Below are 15,952 nucleotides of genomic sequence, written 5' to 3'. Positions count from 1 at the left end.
GGGCCGCCCCGGAGGGCGTGTCGGCGCGGGCCCTTCAGCGGATGTTCGCCGCGTACGTGGGCGTGAGTTCCCAGCGGTAGTGCTGCGGTACCGCGTGCACGAGGCTCTGGGACGCGCCGAGTCGGCTGGGCGGGTGCCGGACTGGGCGCTGCCGGCGGACGGGCGGTGCTACGGCGGGCAGGCGCGTCGAGCCGGGAGTTCACCGGCTCTGTGGGTGTGCCGCGCGGGACGGACGGGGGCGGAACCGTACCGGGTCGGCCGCGGGGCCACGGTGACGGCGGGCTGCGGGCCGTCACCGGTGTGGGTGAGGGGCGGTCTCGGCGCGCGGAACGTTTCCCCGGATGTGCGGGTCACGCGTACGGGTGGCGTGGCGGGGGTTTCCGGCGGGCCGGGTCACAACGTGCCGTACGTACGGGGGCATGTTCACCTCACTTGCGCGCGGTTTCGTTCCGCTCGTCCTCACCGCTGTCTCCCTCCTCGCGCCCGCAGCCGGTCAGGCGCACGCGTCCGAGGTGGTGCTGCTGCCCGACGCGCTCGGGGCGCTCACCGTCGAGGACGAGGTGCGCGACGGCTACTCCCCCGGCGCGTTCCCCCACTGGAACTCCGGCCTGGACCCGGACGACGGCTGCGACACGCGAGGCGAGGTCCTCGTCACCGAGGCCGTCGAAGCGCCCGCCGTCGGGTCGGGGTGCGCGATGAGCGGCGGGGCGTGGGTGTCGTACTACGACGGGCAGAAGGTCACCGACCCCGCCGCGCTGGCGATCGACTTCATGGTGCCGCTCGCCGAGGCGTGGGACTCCGGCGCACGGACGTGGAGCGCGGCGCGGCGCGAGGCGTACGCGAACGACCAGGGCGCCGAAGCGTCCCTGGTCGCCGTCACCGCGCGCAGTCACCGCGCCAAGGCGGACCAGGACCCGACGAACTGGCTCCCGGCCGCGCAGGGCCAGTACTGCCGCTACCTGTCGGAGTGGATCGCCACCAAGCTCCGCTGGGGGCTGTCGGTGGACAAGGCCGAGCTGGAGACGCTGAAGACGTTCGCCGACGGGCCCTGCGAGGAGACGGTCATCGTCTACACCCCTGTGGCGCCCTGAGGCCCGCGACGACGCCCGGCGCCGGTACGGCTCAGAGCGCGGGGAGGGCGTGCAGCTTCTTGCCGTGGAGGGCGATCACGTGCTTGCCCGACGCGGCGACGTGCCACTCCTCCAGGTCGCCCGACCGGTCGTTGAACGTCCAGCGCCGGGCGCCGGTCCGCGCGTCGAACGCGTGGATGCCGCCGCCCTCGTCCAGGTCCGTGGCGCCGTAGAGCGTGTCGCCCGCCTTCGCGAACTGCCAGGGCGACTGGGCCTGGGCCTCGGCCATGTCCTTGGCCTGCCAGATCGTCTTGCCCGTCGCCGGTTCGAGGGCCCACAGCGTCTCGACGCTGTCGGCGACGTACAGGACCCCGTCGAGGACGGACGGCGCCTTGAACGCGGCGAACTCCTCCGTCTCCACCGACCAGCGCCGGTCGCCCCCGGCCAGCTCGAACGCCTGGAGCGTGCGGCCCTGCGCGAGGATCACGAGGTCCTGGTCCACGGCGAACCGGCGGAAGCTCGACTGTGTGATCTTGCGCGTCCAGACCTGTTTCCCGGTGGCGGTGTCGCGGACGGTGAGGTTCTTCCGGAAGTCGGTGTAGACGAGGAAGTCGCCCTGGACGGCGGCGGTGATGCCGTTCTCCTCGGTGCCGAGGTCCCGCTGTTCCTTCCAGACGACCTGCCCGGACGTGGTGCTGAGGGCGGCGATGACGTTCTTCCGGGTGCCCGCGCCGTCCTGGAGGATCTCGGCGACGACGTACAGCTGGGTGTCGTCGACCGCGATGGGGCGGGGCTGCTGGTACTCCTTGCCGAGGCGCGCGCGCCAGGTCTCCTTGCCGGTGGCCGGGTCCAGGCCGACGACGCTGCCGTCGAACTGGCCGCTCGCCAGGTAGAGGGTGCCGCCGCCGAGGAGCAGCGGGGCGCCGGGGACGGCGCCGTCGTCGATGGACCAGCGCTCGCCGCCGTCGGCGACACCCCGACCGGCGAGCGGCTCACCGAGGGCGATGACGACGACGCCGGTGACCGCGAGGGCGTTGTCGCCGCCGAGGGCCCGCGCCGATGTGGTCTTCGTCCACAGCGGGGCGGGTGCCTGCCCGTCGGCGGGTGTCCCGGTGCCGCCGCCCCCGGAGGGCTTGGCGCCGCCCGGGCCGGGCGTGGTGTCGCGGCTCTCGCCGCCGCGGCAGCCGACCGCTCCGGCGCCGGTCAGCGCCAGTCCGACGCCGCCCCCGGCCAGCCGGAGCAGCCGCCGACGGGAAGGTCTCCCGCTCCCTGTGCCGGTCTGTTCGTCGCTCATCCCAACCCCCCGTGTCCCTGCGTACGCTTCTCCGCTGCGCGGTCGGGCCGCGCGAGCTTTCGGCAGGTTAGCGGCGCGCGTACGGAATCGATCACCGCATGCGTGATCGGGACACCGTCGTGAACCAACCGGCACATGATCACCGCCAGGTCACGGCCTACGCCGCCCGTGCCGGACGGGCCCGGCGTGCACGCGGCGCGGGTCGCTCGGGACTCAGCCCGCCTGGGGCGCCTGTCCGGCGGGGACGGCTTCGCGGGTGGCGGCGACGGCCGGGTGGACCGGCGCGGTCTCGGGGACGCCCGGCGCGCGCAGGCTCGCGAACTCCTCGCGCAGCACCGGGACGACCTCCTCGCCCAGGATGTCGAGCTGTTCGAGGACCGTCTTCAGCGGCAGTCCGGCGTGGTCCATGAGGAACAGCTGGCGCTGGTAGTCGCCGACCGCGTCGCGGAAGCCGAGGGTGCGTTCGATGACCTGCTGCGGGGAGCCGACGGTGAGCGGGGTCTGCTCGGTGAACTCCTCCAGCGACGGGCCGTGGCCGTAGACGGGGGCGTTGTCGAAGTACGGGCGGAACTCCCGTACGGCGTCCTGCGAGTTCCTGCGCATGAAGACCTGGCCGCCGAGGCCGACGATGGCCTGTTCGGGGGTGCCGTGGCCGTAGTGCGCGTACCGCTTCCGGTACAGGGCGACCATCTGCCGGGTGTGGGACATGGGCCAGAAGATGTTGTTGTGGAAGAAGCCGTCGCCGTAGTACGCGGCCTGCTCGGCGATCTCCGGGGAGCGGATCGAGCCGTGCCACACGAACGGCGGGACTCCGTCCAGCGGGCGCGGGGTGGCGGTGAAGCCCTGGAGGGGGGTGCGGAACTTGCCCTCCCAGTCCACCACGTCCTCGCGCCACAGTTTGTGGAGGAGGGCGTAGTTCTCGATCGCCAGCGGGATGCCCTGGCGGATGTCCTTGCCGAACCAGGGGTAGACAGGGCCGGTGTTGCCGCGCCCCATCATCAGGTCGACGCGTCCGTCGGCGATGTGCTGGAGGTACGCGTAGTCCTCGGCGATCTTCACGGGGTCGTTGGTGGTGATGAGCGTGGTCGACGTGGACAGCGTGATCCGCTCGGTGACGGCGGCCAGGTATCCGAGGAGCGTGGTCGGCGAGGACGGCACGAAGGGCGGGTTGTGGTGCTCACCGGTCGCGAACACGTCCAGGCCCACTTCCTCGGCCTTGCGGGCGATGGCGATCGTGGCCTTGATCCGCTCGTGTTCGGTGGGGGTGCGCCCGTTGGTCGGGTCGGCCGTCACGTCTCCGACCGTGAAGATGCCGAACTGCATGGTGGACCACTTCCTTTTAGTTGTTCATTCAACTATCTGCGTCAACAGAACGGCCTCCCCGCCGATTCCCCCCGCCCCTGACCGGCTCCCACCACGCCACCACCCTCCAGCCTGGCAGGGGCGCAGGCGGGCGGCATGTCGGCCCGGGGCGGCCTCACGCCGTGTCGGGGGCGGGCTGACGCACGGGGTGCTTGCTCAGGACCGAGAGGCGGTTGAAGGCGTTGATGGTGATCGCGACCCAGATCGCGGCGGAGATCTCGTCGTCCGTGAGGACGGCCCTCGCCTCCGCGTACGCGGCGCTCTGGAGGCCCGCGTCGGCCGGGTGCGTCGTGGCCTCGGCCAGGGCGAGCGCCGCCCGCTCCCGGTCGGTGAACAGCTCGGTGTCGCGCCAGGCCGCCAGCACGCCGAGCCGCCGCGTCGTCTCGCCCGCGCGCAGGGCGGCGCGGGTGTGCAGACTGAGGCAGTACGCGCACGCGTTGAGCTGTGACACCCTGACATTGATGAGCTCGACCAGGACCCGGTCGAGTCCCGCGCTCGCCGCGGCGGTCCGCACCGCCTCCGCCGTGCCGGTCAACGCGCGGTACGCGGCGGGGTGCTGCTTGTCGAGGAAGACCCGCCGACCGCTCCCCGCCCCTGGCCCTGACGCCCGTGTCAGCGGCACTCCCTGATCGCGTGGACAGTCATGATGGGTCCTATCATCATCACGTGAATGTTGAAGGTCGAACTTTTCTGGGCGAGAGAGGGCTCCCACGGTGAGCAACACGGAAACACGCCCGGCCGAGCTGGCCTGCGGATCGGAGACGGCCGAGCCGCCGCGGCCCGGTGTCGAGGTTCTGACCGCGCGCAGCGTGCCGCTCGGCGGACCGCGCGCGATGACGGTTCGGCGCACCCTGCCCCAGCGGGCGCGCACGCTCATCGGGGCGTGGTGCTTCGCCGACCACTACGGCCCCGACGACGTGTCGCTGACCGGCGGCATGGACGTCGCCCCGCACCCGCACACCGGGCTCCAGACGGTGAGCTGGCTGTTCAGCGGCGAGATCGAGCACCGCGACAGCCTCGGCAGCCACGCCTTCGTCCGCCCGGGTGAGCTGAATCTGATGACGGGCGGCCACGGGATCAGCCACTCGGAGGTGTCCACGCCCCGGACGACGCTGCTGCACGGCGTGCAGCTGTGGGTGGCGCTCCCCGAGGAGCACCGGGGCGCCGCGCGGGACTTCCAGCACCATGTGCCCCAGGCGGTGTCGCTCGACGGCGGCGAGGCCCGTGTCTTCCTCGGCTCGCTGGCGGGCGCCACCTCGCCGGTACGGACCTTCACCCCCCTGCTGGGCGCGGAACTGTCCCTCGCGCCCGGCGCGACGGTCGTCCTCGACGTGGACGCCGGTTTCGAGCACGGCGTCCTGGTGGACGCGGGCGACATCCGCTTCGACGGTACGGCCCTGCGCCCCACGGAGCTGGGGTACGCCGCCCCCGGCCGTACGACGCTGACCCTCGTGAACGACGCGGCCGGGCCCGCGCGGCTGGTCCTGCTGGGCGGGCCGCCGTTCGGCGAGGAGATCGTCATGTGGTGGAACTTCATCGGCCGCACCCATGACGACATCGTCGAGGCGCGGGAGGCGTGGCAGAACGCCTCGGACCGCTTCGGCGCGGTCGAGGGCTACGACGGCGGCCGGCTCCCGGCCCCCGCCCTGCCCAACGCCACGATCAGGCCCCGCAGGAACCCCGCCACGCCCGCCCCCCACACCGCCGGTTCCGCCCCCGATTCCGCCGTCGAACCCGCCGTCGTGCACGTGCCGGAGCGCAACCGGTACGAGATCCACGTCGGCGACACGTCCGCGGGCCTCACGGCCTACCGCGACCGCGACGAGCAGCGCGTCTTCCACCACACCAAGATCGAGGACGCGTACGGCGGGCGGGGCCTGGCCGCGCGGCTCGTCCACGACGCGCTGGAGGACGTACGCGCCTCGGGCAAGCGGATCGTGCCCGTGTGCCCGTACGTGAAGAAGTACCTGGCGAAGCACGAGGGGTACGCCGACATCACCGACCCCGTCACGCCCGAGGTGCTCCGATGGCTGGTCACGCGGCCGACCTGACCCGCCGGTGACCGTACGGTCCTGTCGGTGCGGAACGCTCAGGCCGAGCCGCGCAGGAGCTGCTCCATCGGCGTGAAGCTCTCCGCCTCGGGCGCTTGCCGGGTACGGGCGCCGCAGCCCTGGACCAGCCGGGCGTAGTCGGCCGCGGCCGTCCTGACGCGGTCCCGGAGCGCGGCGCCCGCCTGGGCCTCGTCGGTGCCGAAGTCGCCGGTCGCGGCGTACACCCCGCGAGGCGACACGATCGCGTGCAGATACGAGAACATCGGCCGCATCGCGTGCTCCAGCACCAGCGAGTGCCGTTCGGTGCCGCCGGTCGCGGCGATCAGCACGGGCATGTCGGCCAGCGTCCCCTCGGGCAGCACGTCGAAGAACGACTTGAACAGCCCGCTGAAGGAGGCGTTGAACGCGGGCGTCACCGCGATGACCCCGTCCGCCGAGTCCACCGTCCGGAACGCCTGCTCCAGCGGCGGCGTGGGGAACCCCGACAGCATCGCGTCCATGATCGCGCGGCCCAGCGGGCGCAGCTCCACGAACGTCGACTCGACGGTGCGTCCCTGTGCCTCCAGTTCCGCGCGCACCGCCACGTCGAGGCGGTTGGCGAGGAGCCGTGTCGAGGACGGCTCGCGCAGGCCGCCGCTGATGATCGTCAGCTTCGTCATCGTCTCACCGGTTCCCTGCCGTCTGCCGCACGGCAGACCGCGGTCGGCCGCCTCCGCCCGCCCCGCGGCCCGGCGGGGCGGCGTCGGGCGTCTCGCCTCCCAGCGTACGTGCGCCCCCGCCGCCCGGCAGGTCCGGCGCGACCGGCCGGGGCGGGGGCCGGCGCGGGGTCCAGGGGCGGGGGCGCGAGGTGCCGGGGCGGGGGCTGGCGCGGGGTGCCGGTGCCCACTACCGTCGGCCCGGTGGAGCTGCTGCTGATGTCCGACACGCATGTGCCCGCCCGGGCCAGGGCCGTGCCGCCGGAGCTGCTGGACCTGGTGCCGCGTGTGGACGTGGTGTTCCACGCGGGCGACTGGGTGGACGTGGCCACGCTGGACCTGCTGGAGGCGCGGGCGCGGCGGCTGGTCGCGGTGTACGGCAACAACGACGGCCCCGCACTGCGGGCGCGGCTGCCCGAGGTGGCGTACGCGGAACTGGGCGGGGTGCGGTTCGCCGTGGTGCACGAGACCGGTCCGGCGCGGGGGCGGGAGCGGCGCTGCGCCGAGCGATTCCCGGAGGCGGACGTGCTCGTGTTCGGCCACAGCCACATCCCGTGGGACTCCATGGCCGGTGACCGGCTGCGGCTGCTCAACCCGGGGTCGCCGACCGACCGGCGGCGCGAACCGCACCGCACGTACATGACGGCGCGGATCACCGGAGGGCGGCTCACCGAAGTACGCCTGCACCCACTGCCGGACCCCGCCAGGTAACAACTCCCCCGTCTCTCGGCCTCGGCCGCGACCCGGGGGCGTCCGGGCCTGAGCCCGGGGCGACTTCCGGCCGAATCACACGTCCCTCGCAGGTCGTCCCGCGTCCCGCGCAACGCCCGCGCAACGGATTCCCTCTACCGGCTCGGAAAGACCGAACCTTCAGGAGGGGACACACGGTGCGTACGACGAGCCACACACGGCGCGCGACACTCGCCCTGTCCGTCATCGCGGCCATCATCGCCCCGGCCGCACCCGCCCTCGCAGCCGCGCCGCCGCCACGGGCGGACCTGCGGGCGGACGTGGACCGGGACGGACGGGTGGACGTCGCCGGGGCGACGGACAACGCCGGGGAGGACACGTGGACGCCGACGCGCGGCGCGGTGTTCCTGCCGAACATCGATGACGACACGAAGCGCTGTCCGACGGCCGACCCGCGCGGCAGGCCGCTGCCGGACGCGCGCCTCGCCGCCTGCAACGACGCCCTCGACACAAGGGTGAACGGCACGCCGGACGCCGCCGACCTGGCGCGGGTACGGTCCGTGCCGATGAAGGGGCTGCCCGCGTCGGCGAGCGGCACCCTGCGGGTGGTCGGCGGCGCCAAGAACACCCGGGTGTTCGTCAAGCGCGGCACCGGATGGGTGTGGGTCACGGCCGGCACGCGTCTGACGGCGGCCGAGCTGCGGGCGGGTGTGGAGTTCGGTGTGGAGGCCACCGACGTCGTCCGGGACCCGGCCCTGTGGGGCGGCCGTGCCGTCCTGCGCCTCACCGTCACCTCCGGTGGCAGGGCCACGTCGGACGACGTCACGCTGCGGGTGGCGCCGCTGCTGACGCACCACCACCTCCAGAACGCCCAGCAGGTGCTGGTCACCAGGGTGCCGGGCACGGACCCGTACGCCCGTCGGCAGCAGGCGTTCGTGCGGGGCCTGGCGGCCGAGGCGAAGGCCGCCGGGATCGGGAACCCGCTGTTCACGTTCGACCGGTACGAGGACATCTGGGCGCAGGACTTCGTGGAGCCCGGGTACGTGAGCATGACCGGCCCCGACGGCCGCCGCCAGGTGATCCGGGTGATGCTGCGTTCGGCGCAGCCCGACCGCGAGTCGGGCCGGGAGCTGTTCGAGCGGCTGCGCGGCAAGGGCATCGGCGTCGTACAGGTCTCGGGGGTCCGCGAGTCGGAGGAGTGGACCATGAACTCGATGGGGAACCTGGAGACGATCCCGCCGTACGCCCACGCCGGGCGGTCGTTCCCCGCCGGGCGGATCATCATGGGCGAGCGGAAGGACGACGGCTCGAAGCCCGCGCGGGCGATGCGCACGCTGCTCCAGGCGCAGGGCTTCCAGGACCCGCTGCTGCTGGACACGTCGTGGCTGCACGTGGGGCACGTGGACGAGTTCGTGCAGTTCCTGCCCGCGCCGGACACCGCGCGCGGGTGGCGCCTCGGAGTCGCCGACCCCGAGGCGGGGCTGCGGCTGCTGCGGGACGCGCAGAAGGCGGGGCACGGCACGACGCGGATGTTCTCGGTGCCGGGCGGCAAGGACCTGCCCGCGCCGAAGGAGACGATCGACCAGGCGCTCGCGTCGAAGTGGCTGGTGGCGGACAACACGATGGCCGCGCAGCGCATCCGGGCCAACCTGGAGGTCCTGAAGCGGGAGACGGGCGTGACGGACGCCGAGGTGGTCCGGGTGCCCGCGCTGTACACCCGGGGCACCGAGCACGGCGAGCGCGGCGACCGGGTGCCGCGGCTGACGCGGCTGGGCGCCGGGCAGGTACCGGAGTCGGTCACCGAGTACGGCCAGCAGAAGCGGCTGGCGCGCGAGGGTGAGCGCGCGACGGCGCCCGGTTCCTCCGTGATGACCAGCGCGTACGTGCCGGGCGCGGTGAACGGCGTGCTGCTGGGCCGCGACCGGTACCTGGCGCCGAAGCAGTGGGGGCCGGTCATCGGGGGCCGCGACGTCTTCACGGACGCGGTCACCGCCGCGTACACCCGTGCCGGGATGAGGGTCTCCTACATCGACGACTGGGACACGTACCACCTCGGCATGGGCGAGGTGCACTGCGGCACCAACACCCTGCGGGACGCGTCCGCCGCCTGGTGGCAGCGGTAGGGCGGTCCGTACGACGCCGGCCGGTTCCCGCGCGGGAGCCGGCCGGCGTCCCTTCCTCCCCGTTGTGGCCGGGGGCCGCCGGACCCGATGGAACCTGCCGTACGGGCCAGGTTGTCGAGTGGGTGACAGGAGGCCGTGGGCCATATCGGCCGGGCCTCGCAGCGGCCGGGCGCGCCAGGGGCGCGCCGGTCGGCACGTACTCAGGAAGGGACGCATCGTGAGCGGAGCAACCAGGAGTGTGCGGCGCGGGCGGGCGGCGGTCGTCGCCGTCGGCGTGGCGCTGGCCGGAGCGATGGGGGCGGGCGTCGTGTACGCGGGCCCGATCGACGGTCGCAGCGAGGTGGCCGCCGCGGTGGTTCCGGGTGTGGAGGCGGAGGCGGAGCGGCGGGTCGTCTCCGTCCTGAAGGGACTCCTGCCGGAGGGGAAGGTCCGCGAGGTGCCCGGGGACGGTGGCGGTGCCACGCTCGGCGCGTACGCGAAGGGCGCGGTCGTCCTCGACGACGGCGAGGGCCCGGCGTTGGTGTCGGTCGCGCTGGGCAGGACCGACTCCCCCGCGCTGGACCTGGTGTCCCTGGCCGGGTGCCCGGACGGGCCGGGGGGCGTCGGCCGGTGGGGCCCGAAGGGCACCTGCACGAAGCGGGTGCTGCCGGACGGCTCCGACCTCCTGCTCGTCCAGGACCGTGTGGCGCCCTACGGCGAACGGGACGCCGTGGTGTGGTCGGCACGGTTGATCACGCCCGACGGTTCCATGCTGACCGCCACGGAACTGAACGCGCCCGCCGCTGAGGGTGCCGCGCCGACGCGTGAGGTGCCGCCGCTGTCGCAGCAGCGGCTGACCGAACTGGTGACGGCCGGAGAGTGGCGGACGCTGCTGGACTCGTTCCCGCGGCGGGACGGCGGGGAGGTCGAGCCCGGCGCCCCGTCGGGCTTCGAGCTGCTGGACACCCTGGAGCCGCTCCTTCCCCCTGGCCTGCGGCACTTCGGCCGGGCCGGCGGTACGAGCCCCACCCACTTCGCGCACCTCCGGGTCGATGACGGGAAGGGCGAGGCGGCGGTCGAGGTCACCGTGGACCACCGGGGCACCAACGACACGGACGAGCCGCGGGTCGAGGAGCGGAACGGTCCGGCGCCGTGGAGCGGCGAGGGCGTGCTCCACCGGTCCGTCACCGTGACCCGTCCGGGCGGCTTCCGGGTCACCGTCACCGCCTACAACACGAGCCGCCCGCTCGTCGCCGAGCCCACCCGGGGCACACCGCCGCTGTCGGTGGGGCAGTTGCGGGTCATCGCGGGCAGCGGGACGTGGGACCGGTTCCGGTAGGTCCTTGTCCGCTGCCGGGGCGGCAGCCCGCCGTCCCCGGCAGCGGCCGAGCCGGGGACGGCGGGCCCCGGCGGCGGCCCAGCCGGTTCGGCCCGGGGGTCGCGGACCGGCCGGGGTCACGCCTCGGCGGCGTCCTCGGCTTCCCAGCGCAGCAGGTCGCCCGGCTGGCACTCCAGCACCTCGCAGAGCGCGGCGAGCGTCGTGAAGCGGACGGCCTTGGCACGGCCGTTCTTCAGGACGGCGAGGTTGGCGGGCGTGATCCCGACGCGTTCGGCGAGCTCACCGACGGACATCTTCCGCTTCGCCAGCATGACGTCGATGTCTACGGCGATCGGCATCAGATGACCTCCTCCAGCTCGGCCCGCATCCGCGTCGCCTGGGCGAGCAGCATCCGCAGGACGAGCACGACGAGGGCGACACCGAGGATCGCCACGCCGACCCCGCCGACCAGGAGGACCACACCGGGCGCGACGGCCTCGCCCGGCGCGAGGAGCGTCCCCAGCGTGAACACCAGGAGGGCCGCCGCCACCATCGCGCCGATGACGATGTGCACGTACCGGAAGGCGTCGTAGGAGAACACGGTCCCGCGCCGCACCATCGTCATCAGCCGCCACACGCAGACCAGGACGACCTGGGCCGTCACGATCCCCAGCAGCAGGATCACGAGGACCGGGACGCGCAGATGCGCGAGGTCCCCGCCGACTTCCTCCAGATCGGCGGCCAACAGCGGCACCATCACCGCCTGCACGAACACCGACCCGGCGAGCAGCATCACGACCACGGCCCGCAGCCCGAGCACCGGCAGGTTCCCCATCACGTCTCCTTCAATCGAGCAACGATGGAAAGCTATCGAGTTTCGATAGGCGCGGCAAGTGGTGCGCCGCCCTGACCGCCGGGGGCCCACGCGGCGCCGTGCGGTGGAAGTGGCGGCCGCCGAGGGGAAGGGGAGCCCGGGAGGCGACGGGGCCGCCCGTCCAGTCGCGCCGGCCCTCGCGAGCCTGGGCCCCGGGCACCTAGTGCCGCATCAGGCAACGTCTGCCCTCCCTGTACGGTCAGGGCATGGACGCCAGCGGCCAGCCCACCCTCGATGAGATCGAGGATCGCTTCGCTGCACTCGCCGCGGGTCGGTTGTCCCGTGACGAGGCCGATCGCTGGGCGGCGAGGTGGGTGGTTGAGGACGGGACCGCCTGGGACGACCTCTCCTGGTGGGCGCTGAACTGCCTCTATGGAATCGATGTCCCCGCGGGCGAGAGCGGCGGCTACCTGCACGACGACGAACAGGTGCGGGGATGGCTGGCTGAGCTGAGGAAACGCCGAGCGAGGTGAAGCGGCCACATGCCGCCGTCCGCGCAGGGCATGCCCTTGGCGAGGATCACGGAGGTGACGTTCACGAGCGCGGACCGGGTCCGGGACGTGATCCACACCTTCCAGATGATCGCCAGGAAGCGGCCTAGACGGGCGGGGCGGAGTGCAGGGCGCGGGCGATCAGGTCGTGGATCAGGTACTCGCCCGGCTGCCGGTTCTCCTTGAGGAGGGGCAGGTCGTCGGGGCCGAACCAGGCGTACGCGGTGTGCTCGGGCCACTCCAGTGCCGGGGCGGTCAGATCGCCGTCCACCTCGACCAGGTAGTCGGCTTCCTGCCGGGTCACGCCGTCGCCGCCCGTCCAGGTGCTGACACCGAGGAGGCGCCGTACGCGGCGGGCTCGCCAGCCGGTCTCCTCCGCCACCTCGCGGACGAGGGCCTCCAGCAGCGACTCACCCGGCTCCACGTGCCCGCCGACGATGTCCCAGCAGTCGGGGAACAGCTTCCGGTGCGGGCCGCGCCGCTGGGCGAAGGCCCTGCCCTGCCCGTCGAGGATCACGGCACCCACCGTCCACGTCTCGCCGTCGCGGAACCCGGGCACCTCGACGCCCGCGTCGAGCGCGAGAGCAGCGGGGGCGGCCGGGTCGCCGGGGGCTGGGGCGGTGAGGCGGTGCGGGTCCTGTGTCATGGCCCGACTGTAGAGGGGCCGTCGGCCACAGGTCGTCCACAAGGCGCCGTTCAGTGGCCGCCGTTCAGTGCCCGTACCGGACGCACTGCTGCTCCGCGGCGGCGAGGACCGTGTCCAGGAGGCCGGGGAAGAGCGCTTCCAAGTCGTCGCGGCGCAGACCGTTCAGCTTGGCCGTGCCCCGGTAGGTCTGACGGATCACGCCTGCCTCGCGCAGGACGCGGAAGTGGTGGGTGGTGGTGGACTTGGAGACCGGGAGCTCCACGTACGAGCAGCTGACCTCCCCGTCGGCGGCGGCCAGCTCGCGTACCACCTGCATTCGCATCGGGTCGGAGAGGGCGTGGAGCACGGCTTCGAGGCGGATCTCGTCGCGTGAGGGGTGCGCGAGTTCGCGCGGGCTGCTCGCGGCGGTCGCGCGGGGCACGGGGGTCACGGGGGCTCCAGACTCGTCGGGTCCCCCCATTGTACGAAGACCCTCGTAGTTTGACAGGCGCCGTACTACGACGACTATCGTACGAGTCGAACACCGGTCCCGCCCTGAATGGAGTCCGCCGTGAGCGCACTGTTCGAGCACTACACCCTACGGTCGCTGACCATCCCGAACCGCGTCTGGATGGCGCCGATGTGCCAGTACAGCGCCGAGGCGTCCGGGCCGGACGCGGGCGTGGCGAACGACTGGCACTTCGCGCACTACGCCGCCCGCGCCACCGGTGGCACCGGCCTGATCCTGCTGGAGGCGACGGCGGTGTCCCCCGAGGGCCGGATCAGCCCGTACGACCTCGGCATCTGGAACGACACGCAGGCGGAGGCGCTGCGCCGGATCACCCGTTTCCTCAAGGACCACGGCACGGTCCCGGGAATCCAGATCGCCCACGCGGGCCGGAAGGGATCGACCGAGCGCCCCTGGAAGGGCGGCGCCCCGATCGACGACGAGCGCGGCTGGCGGCCGGTCGGCCCGAGCCCGGTGCCGTTCGACGAGGGCCACCCGGTGCCGGATGAGCTGTCGCGGGAGCAGATCCGCGAGGTCGTCGGGCAGTTCGCGGCGGCGGCCCGGCGCGCTCTCGACGCGGGCTTCGAGGTCGTCGAGGTCCATGGCGCGCACGGCTACCTGATCGGCGAGTTCCTCTCCCCGCACAGCAACCGCCGCACCGACGAGTACGGCGGCTCCTTCGACAACCGGGTGCGCTTCGCCCTGGAGGTGGTGGACGCGGTGCGCGAGGTGTGGCCCGAGGAACTGCCCATGTTCTTCCGGATCTCGGCCACCGACTGGCTGGAGGACTCCGGCTGGACGGCCGACGACACGGTGCGGTTCGCGGCGCTGCTGAAGGAGCACGGCGTGGACCTGCTCGACGTGTCCACCGGCGGTAACGCGCCGCGCGTCCGCATCCCGGTCGGCCCCGGCTACCAGGTGCCGTTCGCCACGCGGGTGAAGGCGGAGACGGGGCTGCCGGTCGCCGCCGTGGGGCTGATCACGGAGACCGGGCAGGCGGAGAAGATCGTCGCCAACGGTGAGGCGGACGCGGTGCTGCTCGGCCGTGAGCTGCTGCGCAACCCCTCCTGGGCGCGCCACGCGGCACGCGAGCTGGGCGGCGAGGTGCACGTGCCGGACCAGTACCACCGGTCGGTCTGACGCGCGCCGGGCTGCAAGCCGGGCGGGCCCGCGTGCGGGGCAGGCGTCGGGCCCGCACGCCGGGCGGGCGGCGAGGGCCCGGCCGGTTGTGGGCGGCACGTCGGCGGCGGGGGCGGCCCGTACCGCCGGGGCGACCGCGGGCGGGCGTTGTCGGACCCGGGTGCGAGACTGCGGTACGTGAACCTCGCCGACCTCAGCCTCGACCAGTGGCGCGCCTTCGGCCCGTCCACCGCACGCCGCACCGCCCAGGAGGCGGCGGACCGGGTGGGCGGGCGCCTGGCCGCCGTGGAGACCGTCGAACACCTCGGAGCCGCGCTGCACCGTGCCCGGATCGCCTGGCGCGGGCGGGAGTTCGCCCTGATACCCGGCGGCACGGTCCGGCTCGGCTTCGACCTCGGCCGGTGGGAGCCGACGCCCGAGCAGGCCGCCGACTACGCGCGGAGCCTCGCCGAGGGCTACGGCGCCGAAGCAGATCTGCGCTCGCACCTGCGCACGCTGCTCTCGCCGCCCCGGACCGTGCGGCTGGACACGGTGCTGATGGCGGTGGAGGACGAGCCGCTGGCCGAGGTCCCCGCCGACATGCCGGCCGTCCTCGCCGCCCGCGGCCTGCGGATGCCGAGCCCCGACGAGTGGGAGCACGCGTGCGGGGCGGGCGCGCGCACCCTGTTCCGGTGGGGCGACGACTGCCCGCTGGACCAGGTGCCGTACGACGCCGCCGAAGGACCGCAGCACCAGCCGAACGCCCTCGGCCTGCGCATCGCCTACGACACGTACCGGGCCGAGCTGTCGAGCGACCCGGCGGCGGTCCTCGGCGGGGACGGCGGCGAGTCGGTGTGCGGGGGCTACGGGTTCCTCCTGGGCTGGCTGCCGCTCGCCACGGCGAACCGGAACCCGCACATGGCCGAGTTCGTGTACGGCGAGGAGGGCGAGGACGTGTTCGAGGACTTCTCCGTCCGCCCCGTCCTGGCCCTCTGAGAGTTCTCCCAACAGACGTACCGCACAAAGGTGTTGGGCACCGCCCGCCGGGGGCGGGCGCGTTCGGGACGGTGGCCGGCGTCGCGGCGGCCGGGTTCGCCGCGTACGCCCGTGTCCTCCACCCCGCATCGCTGGACGGGCGGCCCGCGCGGTGGGCGACGGTGGGCGCCGCGTACGGGCGGCCCGTGCGCCCCGTGACGTACTGGCACCAGCTCGTCGGGATAAACCGCTTCTACCAGAACGCCTCCGCGTACGGCCTTCCCGGCGTCTGGGACGAGCACCCGGCGGAAGGGCCGACCCCGCCCGATGTGGCGCGGGCCCTGATCCCGGTGCTCGCCCGGCACACCCGGACGCCCGAGCGGTGCGGGTACGGCCTGTGGAACGGGTACGGGCGGTGGGACTTCGACGCCGTGCCGTCCTTCGCGACGCCGGGCCGCGAGGAAGTGCTGCTCGCCGGGGCGCTGGACGACGCGGTGTCGCCGGTGGAGCTGGACGAGTTCGCGGAGCCGCCCGATCTGTGGTGGCCGGAGGACCGCGCCTGGTGCGTCGGGGGTGACGTGGACCTGGTGAGCACCTACATCGGCGGTACGGAGGCACTGGTCGCCGACCTGCTGGCGGCGCCGGAGCTGGAGGCGCACCGGGTGGCGCCGGGCGACGCCGTCAACTGAGAGCTGACGCCCCTCGGGAGGGGAGGTGCGCTCAAGCCGGTCAGCCGCTCGGGCCGCCGGGGCCGTGAACATGCGGGCGCCGGGGTCCA

General features: G+C 73.6%; 17 protein-coding genes and 1 pseudogene. 10 read left to right on the top strand and 8 right to left on the bottom strand.

What is annotated here, in order from left to right; all coding sequences use genetic code 11:
* Nucleotides 1-419 precede the first annotated feature (419 nt).
* Entirely contained in the window at nucleotides 420-1,091 is a 672-nt protein-coding gene (locus J116_RS27565; protein ID WP_023590319.1) for an HNH endonuclease, read from the top strand.
* A gap of 31 nt (nucleotides 1,092-1,122) precedes the next feature.
* Here J116_RS27565 and J116_RS27560 read toward each other — a convergent pair whose 3' ends face one another.
* The 3 genes from J116_RS27560 to J116_RS27550 all read right to left on the bottom strand — a co-directional run bounded on the left by J116_RS27560 (nucleotide 1,123) and on the right by J116_RS27550 (nucleotide 4,348).
* Entirely contained in the window at nucleotides 1,123-2,364 is a 1,242-nt protein-coding gene (locus J116_RS27560) for an outer membrane protein assembly factor BamB family protein (protein ID WP_023590318.1), read from the bottom strand.
* 213 nt (nucleotides 2,365-2,577) lie between these two features.
* Nucleotides 2,578-3,687 carry an LLM class flavin-dependent oxidoreductase gene (locus tag J116_RS27555; RefSeq protein ID WP_023590317.1) on the bottom strand — a complete coding sequence of 370 codons (1,110 nt, stop codon included), beginning with the start codon at nucleotides 3,685-3,687 and terminating at the stop codon, nucleotides 2,578-2,580.
* Nucleotides 3,688-3,841: 154 nt separating this feature from the next.
* Nucleotides 3,842-4,348, bottom strand: a complete 507-nt coding sequence (locus J116_RS27550) for a carboxymuconolactone decarboxylase family protein (protein ID WP_051203644.1) — start codon at nucleotides 4,346-4,348, stop codon at nucleotides 3,842-3,844.
* A gap of 121 nt (nucleotides 4,349-4,469) precedes the next feature.
* Between J116_RS27550 and J116_RS27545 the strand changes: the two genes are divergently transcribed.
* Entirely contained in the window at nucleotides 4,470-5,777 is a 1,308-nt protein-coding gene (locus tag J116_RS27545; RefSeq protein WP_028964608.1) for a bifunctional pirin family protein/GNAT family N-acetyltransferase, read from the top strand.
* Nucleotides 5,778-5,815: 38 nt separating this feature from the next.
* On the opposite strand, the gene J116_RS27540 is transcribed toward J116_RS27545, so the two are convergent.
* A complete protein-coding gene (locus J116_RS27540) occupies nucleotides 5,816-6,436 on the bottom strand; it encodes a CE1759 family FMN reductase (RefSeq protein WP_023590314.1) in 621 nt (206 codons plus the stop codon).
* A 240-nt stretch (nucleotides 6,437-6,676) separates the two neighbouring features.
* Between J116_RS27540 and J116_RS27535 the strand changes: the two genes are divergently transcribed.
* The 3 genes from J116_RS27535 (at nucleotide 6,677) to J116_RS27525 (ending at nucleotide 10,603) form a co-directional block, all read left to right on the top strand.
* Nucleotides 6,677-7,183 (top strand): metallophosphoesterase family protein, encoded by a 507-nt coding sequence (locus J116_RS27535; protein WP_023590313.1) that lies wholly within the window; start codon nucleotides 6,677-6,679, stop codon nucleotides 7,181-7,183.
* A gap of 176 nt (nucleotides 7,184-7,359) precedes the next feature.
* Nucleotides 7,360-9,285: a protein-arginine deiminase domain-containing protein gene (locus J116_RS27530; protein ID WP_023590312.1), complete on the top strand. Its 1,926-nt coding sequence runs from the start codon at nucleotides 7,360-7,362 to the stop codon at nucleotides 9,283-9,285.
* 217 nt (nucleotides 9,286-9,502) lie between these two features.
* On the top strand, nucleotides 9,503-10,603 hold the full coding sequence (locus J116_RS27525; protein ID WP_139140515.1) for a hypothetical protein: 1,101 nt from the start codon (nucleotides 9,503-9,505) through the stop codon (nucleotides 10,601-10,603).
* A 116-nt stretch (nucleotides 10,604-10,719) separates the two neighbouring features.
* Here J116_RS27525 and J116_RS27520 read toward each other — a convergent pair whose 3' ends face one another.
* Together J116_RS27520 and J116_RS27515 are read right to left on the bottom strand one after the other, a co-directional pair.
* Complete coding sequence (locus J116_RS27520; protein WP_023590310.1) at nucleotides 10,720-10,941, bottom strand: helix-turn-helix domain-containing protein; 222 nt, start codon at nucleotides 10,939-10,941, stop codon at nucleotides 10,720-10,722.
* The gene (locus J116_RS27515) at nucleotides 10,941-11,417 is read right to left on the bottom strand and encodes a DUF2975 domain-containing protein (RefSeq protein ID WP_023590309.1); all 477 of its coding nucleotides are present in this window, start codon (nucleotides 11,415-11,417) and stop codon (nucleotides 10,941-10,943) included. Before J116_RS27515 ends, J116_RS27520 begins: the two co-directional genes overlap by 1 nt.
* Before the next feature lie 245 nt (nucleotides 11,418-11,662).
* Here J116_RS27515 and J116_RS27510 point away from each other — a divergent pair, with 245 nt between their 5' ends.
* A complete protein-coding gene (locus J116_RS27510; protein ID WP_023590308.1) occupies nucleotides 11,663-11,929 on the top strand; it encodes a hypothetical protein in 267 nt (88 codons plus the stop codon).
* An 18-nt stretch (nucleotides 11,930-11,947) separates the two neighbouring features.
* A pseudogene (locus J116_RS31560) lies at nucleotides 11,948-12,031 on the top strand (helix-turn-helix domain-containing protein); the annotation flags it as partial.
* Between the two features lie 22 nt (nucleotides 12,032-12,053).
* Here the strand turns inward: J116_RS31560 and J116_RS27505 are convergent.
* Together J116_RS27505 and J116_RS27500 are read right to left on the bottom strand one after the other, a co-directional pair.
* Complete coding sequence (locus tag J116_RS27505; protein ID WP_023590307.1) at nucleotides 12,054-12,593, bottom strand: NUDIX hydrolase; 540 nt, start codon at nucleotides 12,591-12,593, stop codon at nucleotides 12,054-12,056.
* A 64-nt stretch (nucleotides 12,594-12,657) separates the two neighbouring features.
* Nucleotides 12,658-13,014 carry an ArsR/SmtB family transcription factor gene (locus tag J116_RS27500; RefSeq protein ID WP_028964605.1) on the bottom strand — a complete coding sequence of 119 codons (357 nt, stop codon included), beginning with the start codon at nucleotides 13,012-13,014 and terminating at the stop codon, nucleotides 12,658-12,660.
* 129 nt (nucleotides 13,015-13,143) lie between these two features.
* Between J116_RS27500 and J116_RS27495 the strand changes: the two genes are divergently transcribed.
* The 3 genes from J116_RS27495 (at nucleotide 13,144) to J116_RS27485 (ending at nucleotide 15,863) form a co-directional block, all read left to right on the top strand.
* Nucleotides 13,144-14,220 carry an NADH:flavin oxidoreductase/NADH oxidase gene (locus J116_RS27495; RefSeq protein WP_028964604.1) on the top strand — a complete coding sequence of 359 codons (1,077 nt, stop codon included), beginning with the start codon at nucleotides 13,144-13,146 and terminating at the stop codon, nucleotides 14,218-14,220.
* A 177-nt stretch (nucleotides 14,221-14,397) separates the two neighbouring features.
* Nucleotides 14,398-15,195, top strand: a complete 798-nt coding sequence (locus tag J116_RS27490) for a hypothetical protein (protein WP_023590304.1) — start codon at nucleotides 14,398-14,400, stop codon at nucleotides 15,193-15,195.
* A gap of 71 nt (nucleotides 15,196-15,266) precedes the next feature.
* Entirely contained in the window at nucleotides 15,267-15,863 is a 597-nt protein-coding gene (locus tag J116_RS27485) for a hypothetical protein (protein ID WP_235617393.1), read from the top strand.
* Nucleotides 15,864-15,952 lie beyond the last annotated feature (89 nt).

Source organism: Streptomyces thermolilacinus SPC6, from assembly GCF_000478605.2.
Classification (GTDB): Bacteria; Actinomycetota; Actinomycetes; order Streptomycetales; family Streptomycetaceae; genus Streptomyces; species Streptomyces thermolilacinus.
Note: the sequence above shows the minus strand (reverse complement) of the source record. Positions and strands in the feature narration are given on the sequence as shown.